Raw genomic sequence first — 16,519 nt, forward strand, 5'->3', positions numbered from 1 at the left:
TACTCCCCTTCGCGGATGCGATCCTAGCGCCGATCCGGCCGGGCACCGCCGCGGGCGGGAAAGCCGGACCGGGGTGGACACCGGAGCGTTAAACGAGAAGAACCCCCGGGATGACCGGGGGTTCTTCTCGTGTTGCCGTGGTGACCCCAGCGGGATTTGAACCCGCGTTACCGCCGTGAGAGGGCGACGTCCTAGGCCGCTAAACGATGGGGCCGCGTTTTTGCAACTCGAAGAGTGTTGCACACGGATCCGCATCGACGCAAATCGAGCGCCCGGCCCATCCGGTCTCCGCTCGGCCCCGGCCTTGCCCGCCGCCCGCCGAGGCGGTTGGCTCGGGGCATGAGACTGACGAAACTCGAGCACGCCGCCGTCCTGATCGAGAAGGACGGCGCCCGGCTGGTGATCGATCCGGGGTCCTTCACCCGGCCCGTCGAGGGGACGACCGACACCGTCGCCGTGGTGCTCACCCACGAGCACGCCGACCACTGGACCCCGGAGCAGCTGCAGCGCCTGCGCGACGCGGCCCCGTCGCTGCGGATCCTCGGCCCGGCCGGGGTCGCCGCCGCCGCCGAGGGCTTCGACGTCGAGACGGTCGCCGACGGCGATGTCGTGACGGTGGGCCCGTTCGAGCTGCGCTTCTTCGGCTCCCGTCACGCGGTGATCCACCGCAGCATCCCCGTGATCGACAACGTGGGCGTCCTGGTGAACGGCCGGGTCTACTACGCCGGCGACTCGTTCACAGTGCCGGAGGGCGTCGATGTCGAGATCCTCGCTGCTCCCTCGGGAGCACCGTGGATGAAGATCGCCGAGGCGATGGACTACGTGCTCGAGCTCGCCCCGCGGCACGCCTTCGCGACCCACGAGCAGGTGCTCTCGGAGGCGGGGCGCTCGCTCGGCCACGACCGGCTCGGCTGGGCGGTGCGCGAGGGCGGCGGCGAGTACCACGCCCTCGAGCCGGGCGACGTGCTGGAGCTCTGACGGCGGGACTCGCCCGCGATCACTCGTACCATCCGGGCGCCCGCTCCTCGTGCCGTGGCTCACCGGACCGGCGGAGCCGCCGTCGCCCGAGCGCGAGAAGCAGCAGGGAGAGGCCCAGAGCGAGGATGCTCGGCGGGACGGCGATGAGGAGCGCCGGGCCCGGAGCGACCGCCTGCAGGACACTGCTCGCGCTCGGCTGCCCGTCGGCCACGCCGACCACGAGCGCTATCGACGGCGACACGACGATCAGGGCTGCCAGCCACGCTGGAACCAGGACGAGGGCCGGAGCGAGCGACGGTGTCGACGTCGATCGCCGAAGTGCCAGCGCCGCACACGGGAGGACGAAGACGAGCGCTCCAGGAAGGAGCCCGACCGCCGCGAGGAAGAGGAGGAGGGAGGCGAAGCCGGGTTCCACGAGCGCTCCGAGTCCCGCCAGCGCCGCCGTCACGCCGACCGGGAGGAGGGAGACGGCTGCGGCCCACCCGAGAACGCGCAGCGCGCGGGGCTCCGCGCCATCGGAGACGTCGATCACGAGGTCCTCGAGGGGGCCGGCGAGCGTCGGCCGCCGGTGAAGCGAGGGGTCGACGACCCCTCACGGCCTGCTGGAGTCCTGGCGGTGCAACGACGACGGCCGGGCCGGGGGCGCGCCCCGGCCCGGCCGTCGATCCGATCCCTCACCGGATCAGTAGTACTCGCCCTGGCGGTAGTCCCAGGAGTTGAACTGCTCGGCGAGGTTCAGCATGATGCGCTCGTAGTCGAGGCCGCGGCGGATCAGCACGGGGCCCGGGGTGATCGAGCGCTCGCCGCCCTGCACGGGGATGAGGGCGCCCGAGGCGTCCACCATCGAGACCATGACGCCCTGCTCGTGGCGGGAGTCCTCGTCCTTGTCCGGCTGGATCGAGGAGACGTAGGAGTCGGCCGAGACGATGACGTCGGCCTCGTTCTCGATCCGCTCGCCGATGTTCGCGACGCGGCCGCGGTTGCCCACGCCCGAGGGGTTGGCCGAGCTGGCGAAGGTGAGGGTGCGGTCGCGCTCCCACATGGTGGCGACCAGCTGCTCGGCCGGGCGGCCGAAGCGGATGACGAAGCAGCTGGTGCCCCGTCCGTCGCGGACCAGCTCGCGGGCGTCCTCGTCGATCAGGTCGACGGCCTCGGCCTTCCACGGGAGGATGCAGCCGAGCAGGACGTCCTGGTCCCAGTGCTTCTGGTAGAAGGCGAGGACCTCCTCGTTGAGCTCGGCGAGCTCGGTGAGCTGCTCGATGCTGGAGCAGAGCACGACGCCCGGCTTGTTGCGGTTGCGCTGCTTGGCCGAGAACTTGCGCTCGAGGCCCGCTCCGTCGGTCGTCATCAGGATGTAGCCGACCTTGGTCGCGCAGACGACCAGTCCACCGGGGGCGTAGAGCGCGTCCACCGCTTCCGCAGGAGCCTGCTCACGCCATTCGATCACCGTCGTGCTGGTCATTCTTTCCCTTTCGTGGTGTCCAGAGACGCCATGGGCGGGGCCCCGGCCGAGCGGAAGCCTAGCGGATCGCCTCCCGTCGTCCGCGGCGGTGATGCCGCGAACGGACGCGCACCGGGCTCCGGATCGACTCCGGTGCCCGGTGCGCGCCCGTCCGCGCCGCGCGCGCCGACGGGACGGCTCAGGCGAGGGCCGTGAGCGAGCCTCGCGCGAGCGTGTTGACGGTCAGATGGAAGCCGACCAGCGAGGCCGGAGTCGACTCGTCGACCGGCAGCGTCGGCACTCCGAGCGCGTGCACCGTGAAGAGGTAGCGGTGCGGGCGGTCACCGGGCGGCGGGGCCGCACCGGCGTAGGCGAGCGACCCGAGGTCGTTGAGCGCCGGGCGCCCCACTTCCGTCGAGCCGGCGGCCAGCTCGGTGACCTCCTTCGGGATGTCGACCAGGACCCAGTGGTGGATGCCGCCGAGGGTCGGCGCATCGGGGTCGAACACGGTCACGGCGTACGACTGCGTGCCCTCGGGGCCGGCGCTCCAGCGCAGGGACGGGCTGGTGTCGCCGCTCCCCTGGGCCTCGGCGAGCCGCTCGCCGTCGGTCACGTCGTCGCTGGACACCTCCAGGGGCGCCGTCGCGGGCAGGAAGTCGAGCGGGTGCGGGGGCGTGCTCCTGGTCAGATCGGTCATGTCGTTCTCCTTCTCTCTCAGTCGGTGACTCGGCCGCGGACGCCGTCGAGCCAGTAGTCGGAGTGGCGGTCCGCGGTCGCCGCGTCGCGGAACGAGTACGTCTTCAGCAGCCAGCGGAAGCGGGTCTTGTCGCGGTCCTGGACGTCGACGAGCTGACGGCTGTGCAGGCCGTCCTGGTTCGCGATGATCAGCAGGTCCGCGTCGCGGATCCGGTGGTACTGCTCGCTGACCTTCGAGAGCGCATCGCGGAACTGCCAGAGCGCCCACAGGTGCGGCAGGTCGTCCGGGTCGGCCGGCACCGTCCGGGTGTCGTAGTAGCGGAAGCTGTGCTCGTTCTCGAGCAGAGCGTGCTGGTCCGACACGATCTGGTTCTTGTTCTGGGCGCGCGAGAGCTCGTCGAACGGGGTGATGTAGACCGCCTCGCGCAGGAGCGCCTGGTTCTCGGGTGAGATGAAGCGCAGGATCTCGCGGCCGTCGACGTACTTCGTGTAGACGAGGTCGGTCTCGGGCGTGCGCAGTCCCAGGAGCGAGATGAAGTCGGCGCGCACCGGGTGCGCGGTCCGCTCGTTGTGCCAGTACAGCTCGCCGTCGGTCTTCTGCGTCTGGGTGTTCGAGAAGCGGTTGTCGGCGTAGACGTCCTGGAAGAAGTCGCCGTTGTTGCGGGTGGCGTATGCGAGCAGCGGCGAGCCGAGGTACTGCGACTGCAGCTCGAGCAGGCCCTCGCCGACGAACGTCAGCTTCTTGCGGTACTTGTCCTCGAGCGCGTCGTCCTGGTCGAGCCAGGGGATCTCGTCGTCGACCGGGTTGTTCGAGATCAGGTGCGCGTAGGTGATCTTCTCGTCGCGCTCGCGCCGGATGCGGGCGAGCGCGTCGACGAAGCCCTGCGGGACGTCGCCGCTGTCGATCAGCGCGGCGATCGCGTCGCGGAAGCGGTCGTAGTCCTTGTAGGGGTCGATGGCGACCGCCAGCAGCGACTGCTGGAGGGTCGATCTGTCGGAATCGGAGAACGTGTAGATGGGCTGCACTGCTTCACTCCTTGCACGTGGATGAGGGACGCCGCCGGCGGGCTCGTCCCGGACTTCCTCTGTCACTCCGCTTCCGCGGTGACGGCCCTCCTCTCCTGTCGTCGCATCGAGACGGCCCCGATCGTCTGCGCGAGGACCGCGAGGACGACGAGGACGATGAGGGTCGGCGCGGTCCCTCCCGTGAGGGGGACGAGTATCCCGGCGCCGACGAGCAGGACGGCCTGGAGGATCCCCTGGTTGCGCTCCAGTCCGCGCATCACCGCGACCCGGGCGCCGTCCTCGAGCCCGTTCATCGCCGGCGCCAGGGCGATCATCGTCGCGGGCCGCACGAAGCCGCCCGCGATCCCGAGCAGGGCCAGGCCGGCGATCGCGGCGCCGAGCACCCCGAGGGTGGTCAGGGCGAGGCCCAGCACCTGGGTGAGCGCCGTCAGCCGGAAGACCAGGGGCGTGCCGGCGATGAGCGGCGAGAGCCGGGCGGCGGCCAGGCCGGCGAGCGTGTAGAGGCCGAGCACCAGGCCGAACGCGGGCCGCGTCAGACGCAGCTCCTGGAACAGCAGCAGCGGGATCACGAAGGTGTAAGCGGCGAGCAGGACGGCGCGGTTCACGGAGTAGTAGAGGGACCAGAAGCGCACCGCGGCGGGCAGGACGGCCGGCCGCACGGCGCGCGCCGCCACTCCCGAGGCGGCGCTCGCGCCGAGCGGCAGGCGGGCAAGGAGCACCACGGCCAGCGCGGCGCACGACACGAGCGCGCTGAGGAGGAACGGCAGCCGGTCCCAGAGCGCGAGCGAGGCGGCCCCGAGCACTCCCGCGCCGAAGGAGGCGAGGAACATTCCGCTCTGCACCCGCGTCTCCTGGCGGCGAGCATCGGCTCCGGCGCGCAGCGAGGAGGCCAGCGCGGCGTCCCGCCCGGCCGTCAGCGAGAAGCCGCAGCCGGCGAGCAGCTGGCTGATCACGACGGCGACCGGATCCGCGTCCAGCACGATCACGACGAGGCCCAGTGCCTTCACGCCCTCGCCGACGACGAGCGCGCCCGCCGAGGACAGGCGGCGTGTGAGCGGCGAGAGCGGGCCGTCGGCGAGCGCCGCCACCACTCCGTAGAGCGCCAGCAGCAGCGCCACGGCCAGGATCGGGTAGCCCCGCGCCAGCAGGAACACCGCGACCACGGGCAGGTGGAAGTAGGCGCGCGAGACGATCCGGTAGACCGTGATCAGCCCGGCGGCGCTGCGGCCGCGCGGGGCGTCCCCGCGCCCGAGGTCAGACAAGGGAGGGCACGACGACGCGCAGTGCGTCGGCGCCCACGTCGCCCTGACGGACGATCGACGCGCCGCCCACGAGGGAGACGATCGTGCTGCTCATCGTGGAGTCGGGGGCGGTGGTGCTGCGGATCAGGTAGTCGCTGTCGCCGCCGAGGTGCTCCGCGGCGAGGTCGAAGTCGACGAGTCCGGTCGACACCGTGCCGCTGATGTTGGCGGAGGTGGCCGCGAGCGGCAGGCCCGCGAATATCGAGAGCAGGTTGATCGGGGCGCTGAGGTTGTGCACGACCGACACCGTGTCCTGGCCCGAGGTGACCCAGTCCGGGACGACGGGCTTGCGGCGCAGGATGACGTTCAGCGGCCCCGGCCAGAACGCTGCGACGAGCGCGTCCATGTCGGCCGTCTCCGGGGCGAAGGCCCAGGTCGCCCAGTCGCGGGGCGCGGAGACGAAGAGGGTGAGCGGCTTCGCGCCGTCCCGCTTCTTCATGTCGTAGAGGCGGAAGCAGGCGCTGCGCGAGAAGGGGCTGGCGAACACGCCGTAGTTCGTGTCGGTCTGCGCGATGACGGTCGCGCCCTCGCGGAGCTCCTGCCCGACGCGCCGGAGCTCGTCGAGATCGGTCGCGTCGATGATCTGTGCCGTCATGGGTAGTGCTCCTGCTGCGCTCGGGCGCGTCCGGGCGGGGCCGGATCGCGTCGCTGTCGTGTGGTCCGCTGACGGCGGCGCCCCACGGAGGGCGCCTGGCGGGTCGGACGGCGGAGGCCGTCCGGATGCGGGTGACCACGGAGGAGAGATGCGGCTGCGTCCTCCCCCCGAGGACGTCTGCCCGGTGAAAGTAGCAGGGTGCGCATCCGGCCCGCGTGTTCGCGACGCTGCATGACGAAGGAAGTCGTCGACGTCGGGGAGCAGGGTCGGGGATCGGTATGTTCCGCTGACGCGCCGCATCTCCGCGGCGTTCTCCCGGCTCCGCGGATCCGCGCGATCGTCCGTCTGGCGGCGCACCACGGCTGGGGCTGGACGGCTCGCGGCGACCCGGTCTCCGGGCCCTCCCGCTCCTGGACAGAAGGACCGCCCATGACCGACTACTGGCCCGTGCTCCTCATCCTGCTCACGATCGTGGCCGTCGTGGTCCTGATCGTCGTGCTGAAGGTCGAGCCGGTGATCGCCCTCCTCGTCTCGGCCCTCGGGCTCGGCCTCGTCTCGGGGCAGGGCGGCGAGGGGACGGTGACCGCGATGACGTCCGGATTCGGCGCGGTCCTCGGCGACATCGGCCTGCTGATCGCGCTCGGCCTGCTGCTCGGATCGCTCCTGGAGGCGCTGGGCGTGGCCCCGCTGCTCGCCCGCTGGCTCGTGAAGCGCTTCGGTCGGCGCGCGCTCCCGGTCGCCTACGCGCTGACCCTGGGCGTCGCCTTCCCCTCGATCTACTCCGACGTGCTGGTCGTGATGAGCGCACCGCTGACTCGTCTGGCCTCGCGGGGGCTCGGTGCCGGTGGCTACGGGCTGCTGGCCGGCTCCTCCATCGTCGGGATGATCGTGGGCGTGGTCTTCGTCGTCCCCGGAGCCGCCGCGCTGGCCACGGCAGGCATCGCGGGCGCTCCCCTGCCGTCGATGGTCGCCATCGGCGCCCCGCTGGGCATCGTCACCATCGTGCTGACCGTGCTGGTGTACAGCGCCCTGGTGAAGCGCGGCGGCTGGCGGGACGAGCGCGACCTCGAGGGCGGGGCGGTCCCGGGGCCCGCTCTCGAGCCCGAGGCGGGCGCGGCCACGGGAGGCACGGCGCTCGCGACGCGGCGGGTGCCGCTCGCGCTGGCCGTCGCTCCGATCGCCCTCACCATCGTGCTGATCGCCGCGAACTCGCTCACCCAGCTGGCCGAGCTCGACGTCCCCCTCCTGCGGTTCCTCGGCGACGCGCACATCGCGCTGCTGGCCGGCTTGGTGCTGGCCTACGCGACGGCACTGCGGACGCTCCCGAAGGGCGCCGTGGCCACGGCACTGGGCGGAGCACTGACCCGCAGCGGCCCGATCGTCGTCCTGACCGGGGTCAGCGGCAGCCTCGCCGCCGTGGTCGGAGGAACCGGGGTCGGCGACGCGCTCGCCGGCGCCTTCGACGGGCGGGCCCTCTCGCCGATCCTGCTCACCTGGGTCGTCGCGGCCGTGCTGCACGCGGCGATCGGCTCGGTCTCGACGGCCGCGATCACCGCGGTCGGCATCGTCGCCCCGCTGATCCCCGTGCTCGACGTGAACCCGGCGCTGATCGCCCTGGCCGCCGGCTCCGGCGCGCTCTTCCTCGGGATGGTCAACGCCAACGCGTTCTGGCTCTTCAAGTCCGTGCTCGGCCTCACCGTGCGGGGCACGTTCACCGCCTACTCGCTGACGCTCTCGATCGCCTCGGTGATCTCGCTGCTGGCGCTGCTGGTGGCGGGAACGTTCGTCTGAGCGTCGGCCGGCCCCCACGAGGCCACGCTCGCGAGGTCGGCGCCGAACTCGACCCGGAGGCGCACGGGCGCGCCCCCGCGCAGCACGCCCGGCAGCCAGAGGCGGGCGTCATCCCACATCCGCTCGAACGGCACCTCCTCGACCGGGACGAAGGCGGCGGCGAGCTCGCTCGACTCGGTGACCTCGCCGGTGACGCGGCGGCAGAGGAAGACGTGCGAGCGCTGGCTCCAGGCCGGCCGGTGCGGGAAGGAGTAGTCGAGCACGCCGCGCGGCTCCAGATCGGCCGCTCGGGCGACGAGCCCGGCCTCCTCCTGCAGTTCGCGGACGGCGGCGGCGACGGGCGACTCGCCGGGCTCGAGCTTGCCGCCGGGAGCGACCACGCGCCCCTCGCCGAGGCCGCGGCGCTTCCGGCCGAGCAGCACCTCCGCGCCCCGCGGGCCCTCGCGGAGGACGTAGACGACGCACACCTCGGGCAGTCCCACCGCGCACCTCCGCTCGCCGGGGCCGGGAGCCCGGCACCGCCGTCGTAGGCTAGCCCGGTGACGACGACCGCGCTCGAGCGCTTCCAAGCCCTGCTGCGCGTCGAGACGGTGTCCCACTCGGACGAGACGGCCACCGATTGGAGCCGCTTCGAGGCGTTCCGCACGCTCGTCGCCGAGCTCTACCCGGCGCTGCACGCGGCGCTGGAGTCCGAGACCGTCGCCGGCCACTCCCTCCTCTGGCGCTGGCGCGGTGAGGAGCCGGGCGAGCCGGCCGTGCTGATGGCCCACTACGACGTGGTCAGCGTGACGGCGGCGGAGTGGTCGCACGACCCGTTCGCGGCCGAGACGATCGTCGCCGCGGACGGCCGCACCTCCGTCGTGGCGCGCGGCGCCCTCGACGACAAGGGCTCCCTCGTCGCCCTCCTCGAGGCGGTCGAGGCGGCCGTCCTGCGGGGCGAGCGGCCCCGGCACGACGTGTACCTCCTCTCCACGCACAACGAGGAGACGGCGGGCGACGGCGCCCCCTCGGTCGTCGCCCTGCTCGGCGCGCGCGGGGTCCGCCCGCGCCTCGTGCTCGACGAGGGCGGGAACGTGCGGCGCGGCATCCTGCCCGGCGTCACCACCCCGATCGCCGTGATCGGCGTCACCGAGCGCGGGATCATGAACCTCGAGCTGACCTGCCGCGACGTCGGCGGCCACGCCTCCGCTCCGCCGCCCCCGCCCGGGCTGCTCGCCACCCAGCGGCTCGCGAGGGCGATCCACCGCCTGACCGAGAACCCGTTCCCCTCGACCCTCCCGGAGCCGATCGCCCAGCTGGTGCGCGCGGCGGCCGACCACGCGGACGCGGCCCACGCCGTCTGGTACGCCCGCCCGCACGAGCACCCGGACGCCGTCGTCGGCGCGCTCGCCGCCCACTCCAACCGCTCGGCCGCGATGCTGCGGACGACGGTCGCGGTCACCGAGCTGCGCGGCAGCACCGGAGCGAACGTCCTCGCCTCCAGCGCCAGCGCCACCGCGAACGTGCGGATCAACCCGGGCGGCACCGTGGCGGGCGTGGTCGAGCGCATCCGCGCCGTCATCGACGACCCGGAGGTCGAGGTCGAGGTGAAGGTCGCCCACGAGCCCTCCGCCGTCTCCCCCACCGGCGAACCCGGCGACGGCGGGCCGTACGACCTGCTCCGCGCGGTCGTCCAGGAGTCGTTCCCGGACGCGATCGTCGCCCCCTACGTGCAGACCGGCGGCAGCGACGCCCGGCACTTCCACGCCATCAGCGACCACGTCTACCGCTTCATCCCGTTCGAGATCAGCCCGCGGCAGCAGCTCGGGATCCACGGGGTCGACGAGTCGGTCGAGGCCGACCAGTTCGAGCGCGCCATCGAGTTCTACGCGCGGCTGCTCGCCCGGCTCTGATCGCGGCGGTCCTCCGGGGTCCGGGAGGACCGCGCAGCGACCGGCAACCTGGGAGAACCGTTCGATGACGCGCCGACCGGTGTTGGCCCGGAGTTCACCCCGCGATGATGGACTGATCGCAGCGGGGTCGCCTCCGCTGGAGCAGTGCGCAAGTGCCGACGCCGGGTCGCGTGATCCGGCTCCCGCCGATCGTGGAACCCGAGGATCATGTCCCTCCGCCAGGCCGAGTACCCCCGGCCCAACCACTTCATCCTTCACCTGAGCGACACCCACTTCATCGCCGGAGACGGCGGCCTGTACGGCTCCGACGTCGACAGCGAGGCCCAGCTGCGGCTCCTGTTCGACGAGCTGGAGGCGTCCGGCGGACGTCCGGAGGCCATCGTCATCACGGGTGATCTCGCCGACAAGGGCGAGCCGGAGGCGTACGCGAAGCTGCGCGCCGTCGTCGAGCCCGCGGCCGCACGCCTCGGCGCCGAGGTGATCTGGGTGATGGGCAACCACGACGACCGCGGCGCGTTCCGCTCGGGGCTGCTCGACCAGCTCCCGACCACGCAGCCGGTCGACCGCGTGCACGACGTGAACGGGCTGCGGATCATCGCGCTGGACTCCACCGTGCCCGGCGCCCACTACGGGGAGATCTCGGACGCGCAGCTCGACTGGCTGGCGGAGGAGCTCTCCAGCCCGGCCCCGCACGGCACGATCCTCGCGCTGCACCACCCGCCGGTGCCGAGCGTGCTCGACCTGTCGGTCCTCGTGGAGCTGCGCGACCAGCCCGCCCTCGCGGAGGTGCTCGAGGGCTCCGACGTCCGCAGCATCATCGCGGGCCACCTGCACTACTCGTCGACGGCGATGTTCGCCGGCATCCCGGTCTCGGTCGCGTCGGCCACCTGCTACACCCAGGACCTCAACGTGCCGGTGGGAGCGACCCGCGCCCGCAACGGCGCCCAGGCGTTCAACCTGATCCACGTCTACGACGGCACGGTGCTGCACTCGGTGGTGCCGATCGGCGCCTCGACCGAGGTGTCCTACGTCTCGGCGAACGAGACGCAGCGGATCCTCGCGGACCACGGCGTCGAGATCGCCGCGGCGACGGCGGCCCCCGTCGCCCGGGACGAGGAGCTCTACCCGCCGCTCGTGGAGCGGGTGGGCGTCAGCGCGTAGCGACGCGACGGGGCGTCGGGGTCGCCCCGACGCCTCCGGGCGCCGCGTCGACCGCGTCCTCGGACACGGCCGACGGTGTCAGCGCCCGCCGGCGCGGTCCCGCGCGAACAGCCATCCGGCGAGCGCCAGCGCCGCGGCCAGCGCGACGCCCACGCCGACGCCCGCTCCCACTCCGATGCCCGGGAACACGAGCGAGCTCGCCAGGCCGAGAAGCAGCCCGGCAACCGCTCCCCCGACGGCCCAGCCCACGGTCAGACCTCGCGCTCCCACGGAGCCGGGATCGGGTAGTACTCCTCGAGGAACCCGATGACGGCCTTGGTGCGCGCCTCCGCCGAGATCTCGGGGAAGCTGCCGTCGTTGAGGCAGAAGAAGTCGACTCCGCGGTTCTTGAGGAGCTTGCGCATGTCCTTCAGCCCCTGGTGCATCGTCGTGTCGACGTACTTCACCGAGGCGTTCTCCTGCACGACCGCGCGCCCGGTCATCAGCGCGTAGTAGTGGTAGAGCGAGTTGGTGACGGAGACGTCGCTCGCGGAGCGGAAGCGGCTCGCGGCGGTCGCGGTGAACTCCGGCTCGAACTCGGCCTCGAGCTCGGCCATCACGGTCTTGCGGAGCGGCGTGGCGGCGTGCTCGAGGTGACGGGTCGTCATCGCGCCGAAGCGCTCGCGGAGCAGGCGCCGGTTGACGCGGGCCGCGTTCTCGAAGCCGCTGCGGGAGGCGTTGGAGTCGCCCATGCCGATGCGCGTCGTCGCCTCGATGAACTTCGTGATGCCCCCGGGCGAGAAGAAGATCGACGGGTCGACCGGGCGCCCGAAGAACATGTCGTCGTTGGAGTAGAGGAAGTGCTCCGCCAGCCCCGGGATGCGGTGCAGCTGGCTCTCGACCGCGTGGGAGTTGTGCGTCGGCAGCACCGAGAGGTCGCGGAAGTGGTCCTCGCTGCGCACGAGGGTGACGTCCGGGTGCTCGTCCAGCCAGCGCGGGCGCGGGGAGTCGGTGACGATGTAGATGTGCCGGATCCACGGCGCGTACATGTAGACGCTGCGCAGGGCGTACTTGAGCTCGTCGATCTGGCGGAAGCGCGCCGGAGCGTCGTCGCCCTCGCCCACCACGTAGCTCGCCATGCGGGCCGCACGGGCGCGCTGGAACTCCAGGTCGGTGCCGTCGACCCACGAGAAGACGATGTCCACCTCGAAGCGGATGTCGCTGACGAGCGGCTCGAACATGCCCTCGAACGTCGGCCAGGTGCGGCCGTACGCCTCGACGTGGGCGTCGATGGCTTCGGCGACGGGGAGGCTGTTGCGCATGAGCGCGTTCTCGGCGGGAGTGATGATCTCCTCCTCGCCCACCTTCCACAGCTCGAGGCGGACGCCGCTGCGGGCGCCGTAGCGCAGCGATCCCGTCGAGGAGACGCGCGGGCGGAAGAGCTTGAAGACGGAGGCGCGCGGGTACGGCGCGAGCACGCCCTCGGCCAGGAGCTGGGGCGGGGTGCCCCGCTTGTCGACCGTCTTGGCGTAGAAGGGCTCGGTCGCGAAGGCGCGCGCCAGCAGCGTGGCCAGCTCGGCGCCGAGCACGCGGTCCACCGCGAGGAAGGGCGAGCCGTCGGTGCCGCGGATGAGGCGGTAGGGGAATTCGGCGGCGTCGAGGACCTCGCCGATGGCGATCAGGTCCTCGGTCCAGGCCGCGCGGGGCGTCGTACTCGAGTTCACCAGCGAGAACAGGCCGGCATGGACCACGACGTCGTCGCGGTCGAAGTGGCGCGGGCGCAGGAGCGGTGACGGAAGAGCACGGACGGAAGGCATGATTCACATTATCCGCCGTGGATTTCGTCCGTGTGACCGGGCCGTCGGCTTGACAGCGACCGCGGGGCCGCACGGTCAGCGCGAGAGCGACCCCAGACGGTCCCCCGCCTTCTCCGCGGCCTTCGCGGCCCGCCTGGCGCGGTGCCGCTCCTCGGCGGCGACGACCCCCAGCGCGAAGGCTCCCTCCCCGCTGCGATCGGCCTCCTCCAGGATCAGCGCACGGGCGGCGAGCGCGTCGCGCTCCTCCCCCAGGGCGTCGGCGAGGTCCTCTCCCGCCTCGGCGAGCGAGCGGCGCCGGGCGCCGACGGCCTCGGGGACGACCGCCCGCCACGCCTCCACGGTGTAGCGGAGCCGCTTCGCCGCCTTCCGCAGGTCGTGACGAGCCTCGAGCGAGCCGCCGGCCGCCGCGGAGCCCGCCGCGGAGATGCGCGCGAGGTCCTTCGCGACGGAGCGGCGCACCAGCGCCGTCGCGCTCGAGCTGGCCCGCGCGGTGCGGGGCGGATCCGCGAGCAGGGCGTCGAGCGAGGCGAGGAGCGCGAGGTAGCGGCCGCCGCGCAGAGTGCGGTCGACGCGGCGCAGCGCCGAGGCGTGCCGGTGCTCGATCTCCTCCAGCAGGGCGGTGGGGGTGCTCGGGGCGCCCTCGACGGCCGCCAGGGAGGTGCGGAACCGCTCGGCGAGCACCTCCTGGTCGCGGGCCGCGCCGAGGACCCCTCCCAGCCAGCGCAGCTCGTCCCGCACGGGGTCGGTCGCCGCACGGTCGAGCACGGAGCGGGAGGCGGCGAGGACGGACCGGAGCCGGCGCGCGAGCACGCGCATCCGGTGCAGGGCGTCGTCGGCCTCGAGGCGCACCCGCGGGTCGACGGCGCGCAGCTCGCGCAGGAGCGAGCGGACCGCGGCGAGCGCCGCCTCCCCGCCGTTCCGCGGATCCGGGACCGCCTCCTCGATCGGGCCGCCGGTGGCCCGGGCGAGCTTGGAGGCGCTGGCGGCCGGGCGGGCGCCCGCGGCGAGGAGGCGCTGCTCGATCGCGTCGAGGACCCGCTCGCCCTCGTCCCCAGGGACGTCGACGAGCTCGACCTCCCACTCCCTCCAGCGCCGCTCGCGGCCGGTGCGCTGGTCGCGCGCGGTCACCAGGTCGTCGGCGATCTCGGCGAGCTCCCGCCCGTGGGAGTCGAGGGCGCGGGTGATCGAGCGGACCGTCTCGAGAAGCGCCAGCGGCTCGAGCGGCGCGCGCCCCACCTGCCCGAGCACCGGCTCGCGGACGGCGGACGGGACCGTGCGCGAGGCCGTGAGCTCCGCGTGGATCTCGGTGCGGCCGGAGGAGCCGGGCAGCTTGACGTGCCAGCCCTGGTCGGATCCGCCCTCGCGGCGGCGCAGCGTGATCCGCGCCCGGGACAGAGCGCGCTCGGCGGTGTCGAAGTACTCGGCGCGGAGGGTCACCGGCTCCTCGGTGCGGACGCTCGCGACGCTCCCGGCGCCGGACAGGTCGGGCAGCCGGGTGCCCGCGTCGACGTCGTACTTGCGCTCGACCTCGGTCTGCACTCTCCGCGCACCGCCCGCCCGGGACGTCGCCGACTCGTTCTCCGCACCGCTGGCCATGCTCCATTGTGATCACGCCCGGCGCCGCGGCGGCACCCCGGGCGGCCAGGGGCGCCCTCGCCCTAGGCTGGAGCGATGACCGCGCCCGTTCCGCCCGTCGCCCGCCGCGTCCCCCTCGAGCGCCGCCACCACGGCGACGTGGTGGTCGACCACTACGAGTGGCTGCGCGAGAAGGAGAGCCCCGAGGTGATCGCGCACCTCGAGGCCGAGAACGCGTACACCGAGGCGGTGCTGGCTCCTCTCGCTCCGCTGCGCGAGCGCCTGTTCGAGGAGATCCGCTCGCGGACGAAGGAGACCGACCTCTCGGTCCCCGTCCGGGAGGGCTCCTGGTGGTACTTCTCGCGCTCCTACGAGGGCCGCCAGTACGCCGTGCACTGCCGGGCGCCGATCAGCGGGCCGGACGACTGGACGCCGCCGTCGATCGCCGAGGGCGGTCCGCTCGAGGGCGAGCAGGTCGTCCTGGACGGCAACGCGGAGGCGGAGGGGCACGACTTCTTCTCGCTCGGCAGCTTCGACGTCTCGGCCGACGGCCGACGGCTGCTCTTCGGCACCGACGTCGAGGGCGACGAGCGCTACACCCTCCGCATCCGCGACCTCGAGACCGGCGAGGACCTGCCGGACGTCATCGAGGGCACCGGCGGCGGAGCGACCTTCGGCGCCGACGCGCGCTTCGTCTTCTACCCGACCGTCGACGAGTCCTGGCGCCCCGACACGATCTGGCGGCACGAGGTCGGCGCCGGGACCCTGGACGAGGTCGTCTTCGCCGAGCCCGACGAGCGCTACTGGATCGGCGTGGGCCTCACCCGCAGCCGCCGCTTCCTCGTCATCGAGATCGGCAGCAAGATCACGAGCGAGTGCCTGCTGCTGGACGCGTCCGATCCGACCGGATCCTTCCTCTCGGTGTGGCCGCGCCGCGAGGGCGTGGAGTACGAGGTCGAGCACGCCGTCGTCGACGGGCGCGACCGCCTGCTGATCGTGCACAACGACGGCGCCCTCGACTTCGAGATCGTCGAGGAGCCGGCCGACCTGTCGCTCGACGCCGACGCCCGGGCCCGCGAGCGCCGCGTGGTGGTGCCGCACCGCGAGGGCCGCCGGATCGAGGGCGTCGACGCCTTCGCCGGGCACGTCGTCGTCTCCTACCGCGCCGACGGAGCCACCCGGCTCGGGCTGCTCCGCGAGGACGGCGCCGGAGCGCGGCTCGAGGAGATCGTCTTCGACGAGCCGCTCTACGACGCGGGCCTGGCGGGGAACCCGGAGTGGGAGCAGCCCTCCCTCCGCCTCGCCTACACCTCGTTCGTCACCCCCTCGACCGTGCTCGCGCTCGACGTCGCGACGGGCGAGCGCACGGTGCTCAAGCAGCAGCCGGTGCTCGGCGACTACGACCCCGCGCTGTACGTGCAGAGGAGGGAGTGGGCCGTGGCGGAGGACGGCACGCGGGTGCCCCTCTCGCTCGTCTGGCGCCTCGACGCCGCCGATCCGGACTCGGCCCCCGCGCCGCTCCTCCTCTACGGCTACGGCTCGTACGAGGCGAGCATCGACCCGGGCTTCTCGATCGCGCGCCTCTCGCTGCTCGACCGCGGCGTCGTCTTCGCCGTCGCGCACGTCCGCGGCGGCGGGGAGATGGGCCGCTCCTGGTACGAGAACGGGAAGACGCTGGCGAAGCGGACGACCTTCACCGACTTCGTCTCCGCGGCGCGGCACCTGGTCGACGCGGGCTTCACCGCTCCGGACCGCCTGGTCGCGCAGGGAGGGTCGGCCGGCGGCCTGCTGATGGGCGCGATCGCGAACCTCGCCCCGGAGGCGTTCGCCGGCGTCCTCGCGCAGGTGCCGTTCGTCGACGCGCTCACCTCGATCCTCGACCCGTCACTGCCGCTCACGGTGATCGAGTGGGACGAGTGGGGCGACCCGCTGCACGACGCCGAGGTCTACGCCTACATGAAGTCGTACTCGCCCTACGAGAACGTCCGCGAGGACGTGCAGTACCCCCGGATCCTCGCGACGACGAGCCTCAACGACACCCGGGTGCTCTACGTGGAGCCGGCGAAGTGGGTGGCCAGGCTCCGCGAGGTCGGCGCTCCCGCGCTGCTGCGCACCGAGATGACCGCGGGACACGGCGGAGTGAGCGGACGCTACGAGCGCTGGCGCGAGATCGCGTTCGAGTACGCCTGGACGCTGGACGTGCTCGAGCTGGCCTGAGCGCCCCGCCGCAAGCCCCTCCGCCCGTCGTCCGCGGCCAGTAGGGTTCG

15 protein-coding genes and 1 tRNA gene are annotated in these 16,519 nt (G+C 72.9%); 5 read left to right on the plus strand and 11 right to left on the minus strand.

What is annotated here, in order from left to right; translation table 11 throughout:
• Nucleotides 1-138 precede the first annotated feature (138 nt).
• Nucleotides 139-214 (minus strand) — tRNA-Glu (locus C5B93_RS00215).
• 125 nt (nt 215-339) lie between these two features.
• Here C5B93_RS00215 and C5B93_RS00220 point away from each other — a divergent pair.
• Nucleotides 340-978, plus strand: coding sequence for an MBL fold metallo-hydrolase (locus C5B93_RS00220; protein ID WP_104291492.1), 639 nt, complete (start codon nt 340-342; stop codon nt 976-978).
• Between the two features lie 19 nt (nt 979-997).
• Here C5B93_RS00220 and C5B93_RS00225 read toward each other — a convergent pair whose 3' ends face one another.
• The 6 genes from C5B93_RS00225 to C5B93_RS00250 form a co-directional block, all read right to left on the minus strand.
• Entirely contained in the window at nt 998-1,510 is a 513-nt protein-coding gene (locus C5B93_RS00225; RefSeq protein ID WP_104291493.1) for a hypothetical protein, read from the minus strand.
• A 150-nt stretch (nt 1,511-1,660) separates the two neighbouring features.
• Nucleotides 1,661-2,440 (minus strand): L-threonylcarbamoyladenylate synthase, encoded by a 780-nt coding sequence (locus C5B93_RS00230; protein ID WP_104223084.1) that lies wholly within the window; start codon nt 2,438-2,440, stop codon nt 1,661-1,663.
• Between the two features lie 178 nt (nt 2,441-2,618).
• Entirely contained in the window at nt 2,619-3,116 is a 498-nt protein-coding gene (locus tag C5B93_RS00235) for a YbhB/YbcL family Raf kinase inhibitor-like protein (RefSeq protein WP_104223083.1), read from the minus strand.
• 17 nt (nt 3,117-3,133) lie between these two features.
• Nucleotides 3,134-4,141, minus strand: a complete 1,008-nt coding sequence (locus C5B93_RS00240; protein ID WP_104223082.1) for a TauD/TfdA family dioxygenase — start codon at nt 4,139-4,141, stop codon at nt 3,134-3,136.
• Nucleotides 4,142-4,203: 62 nt separating this feature from the next.
• Nucleotides 4,204-5,403 (minus strand): hypothetical protein, encoded by a 1,200-nt coding sequence (locus C5B93_RS00245; protein WP_104291494.1) that lies wholly within the window; start codon nt 5,401-5,403, stop codon nt 4,204-4,206.
• Nucleotides 5,396-6,037, minus strand: coding sequence for an L-threonylcarbamoyladenylate synthase (locus C5B93_RS00250; RefSeq protein WP_104225616.1), 642 nt, complete (start codon nt 6,035-6,037; stop codon nt 5,396-5,398). Before C5B93_RS00250 ends, C5B93_RS00245 begins: the two co-directional genes overlap by 8 nt.
• Before the next feature lie 429 nt (nt 6,038-6,466).
• Here C5B93_RS00250 and C5B93_RS00255 point away from each other — a divergent pair, with 429 nt between their 5' ends.
• Nucleotides 6,467-7,828, plus strand: coding sequence for a GntP family permease (locus C5B93_RS00255; RefSeq protein ID WP_181028702.1), 1,362 nt, complete (start codon nt 6,467-6,469; stop codon nt 7,826-7,828).
• On the opposite strand, the gene C5B93_RS00260 is transcribed toward C5B93_RS00255, so the two are convergent.
• A complete protein-coding gene (locus tag C5B93_RS00260; protein WP_181065444.1) occupies nt 7,756-8,310 on the minus strand; it encodes an 8-oxo-dGTP diphosphatase in 555 nt (184 codons plus the stop codon). The genes C5B93_RS00255 and C5B93_RS00260 overlap by 73 nt on opposite strands.
• Nucleotides 8,311-8,367: 57 nt before the next feature.
• Between C5B93_RS00260 and C5B93_RS00265 the strand changes: the two genes are divergently transcribed.
• Nucleotides 8,368-9,720 carry a M20/M25/M40 family metallo-hydrolase gene (locus C5B93_RS00265; RefSeq protein ID WP_104291497.1) on the plus strand — a complete coding sequence of 451 codons (1,353 nt, stop codon included), beginning with the start codon at nt 8,368-8,370 and terminating at the stop codon, nt 9,718-9,720.
• A gap of 207 nt (nt 9,721-9,927) precedes the next feature.
• On the plus strand, nt 9,928-10,881 hold the full coding sequence (locus tag C5B93_RS00270; RefSeq protein WP_104249612.1) for a phosphodiesterase: 954 nt from the start codon (nt 9,928-9,930) through the stop codon (nt 10,879-10,881).
• A 78-nt stretch (nt 10,882-10,959) separates the two neighbouring features.
• Here C5B93_RS00270 and C5B93_RS00275 read toward each other — a convergent pair whose 3' ends face one another.
• From C5B93_RS00275 to C5B93_RS00285, 3 genes are all read right to left on the minus strand, one after another.
• Nucleotides 10,960-11,151, minus strand: a complete 192-nt coding sequence (locus tag C5B93_RS00275; protein ID WP_104291498.1) for a hypothetical protein — start codon at nt 11,149-11,151, stop codon at nt 10,960-10,962.
• Nucleotides 11,133-12,677 carry a stealth family protein gene (locus tag C5B93_RS00280; RefSeq protein ID WP_104225612.1) on the minus strand — a complete coding sequence of 515 codons (1,545 nt, stop codon included), beginning with the start codon at nt 12,675-12,677 and terminating at the stop codon, nt 11,133-11,135. Before C5B93_RS00280 ends, C5B93_RS00275 begins: the two co-directional genes overlap by 19 nt.
• 75 nt (nt 12,678-12,752) lie before the next feature.
• Complete coding sequence (locus tag C5B93_RS00285) at nt 12,753-14,273, minus strand: CYTH and CHAD domain-containing protein (protein WP_104291499.1); 1,521 nt, start codon at nt 14,271-14,273, stop codon at nt 12,753-12,755.
• 75 nt (nt 14,274-14,348) lie between these two features.
• On the opposite strand from C5B93_RS00285, the gene C5B93_RS00290 reads away from it, so the two are divergent.
• Nucleotides 14,349-16,469, plus strand: coding sequence for a S9 family peptidase (locus C5B93_RS00290; RefSeq protein ID WP_104291500.1), 2,121 nt, complete (start codon nt 14,349-14,351; stop codon nt 16,467-16,469).
• The last annotated feature ends 50 nt before the right edge of the window (nt 16,470-16,519 follow it).

It is taken from the genome of Rathayibacter sp. AY1A2, from assembly GCF_002930935.1.
GTDB lineage: Bacteria > Actinomycetota > Actinomycetes > Actinomycetales > Microbacteriaceae > Rathayibacter.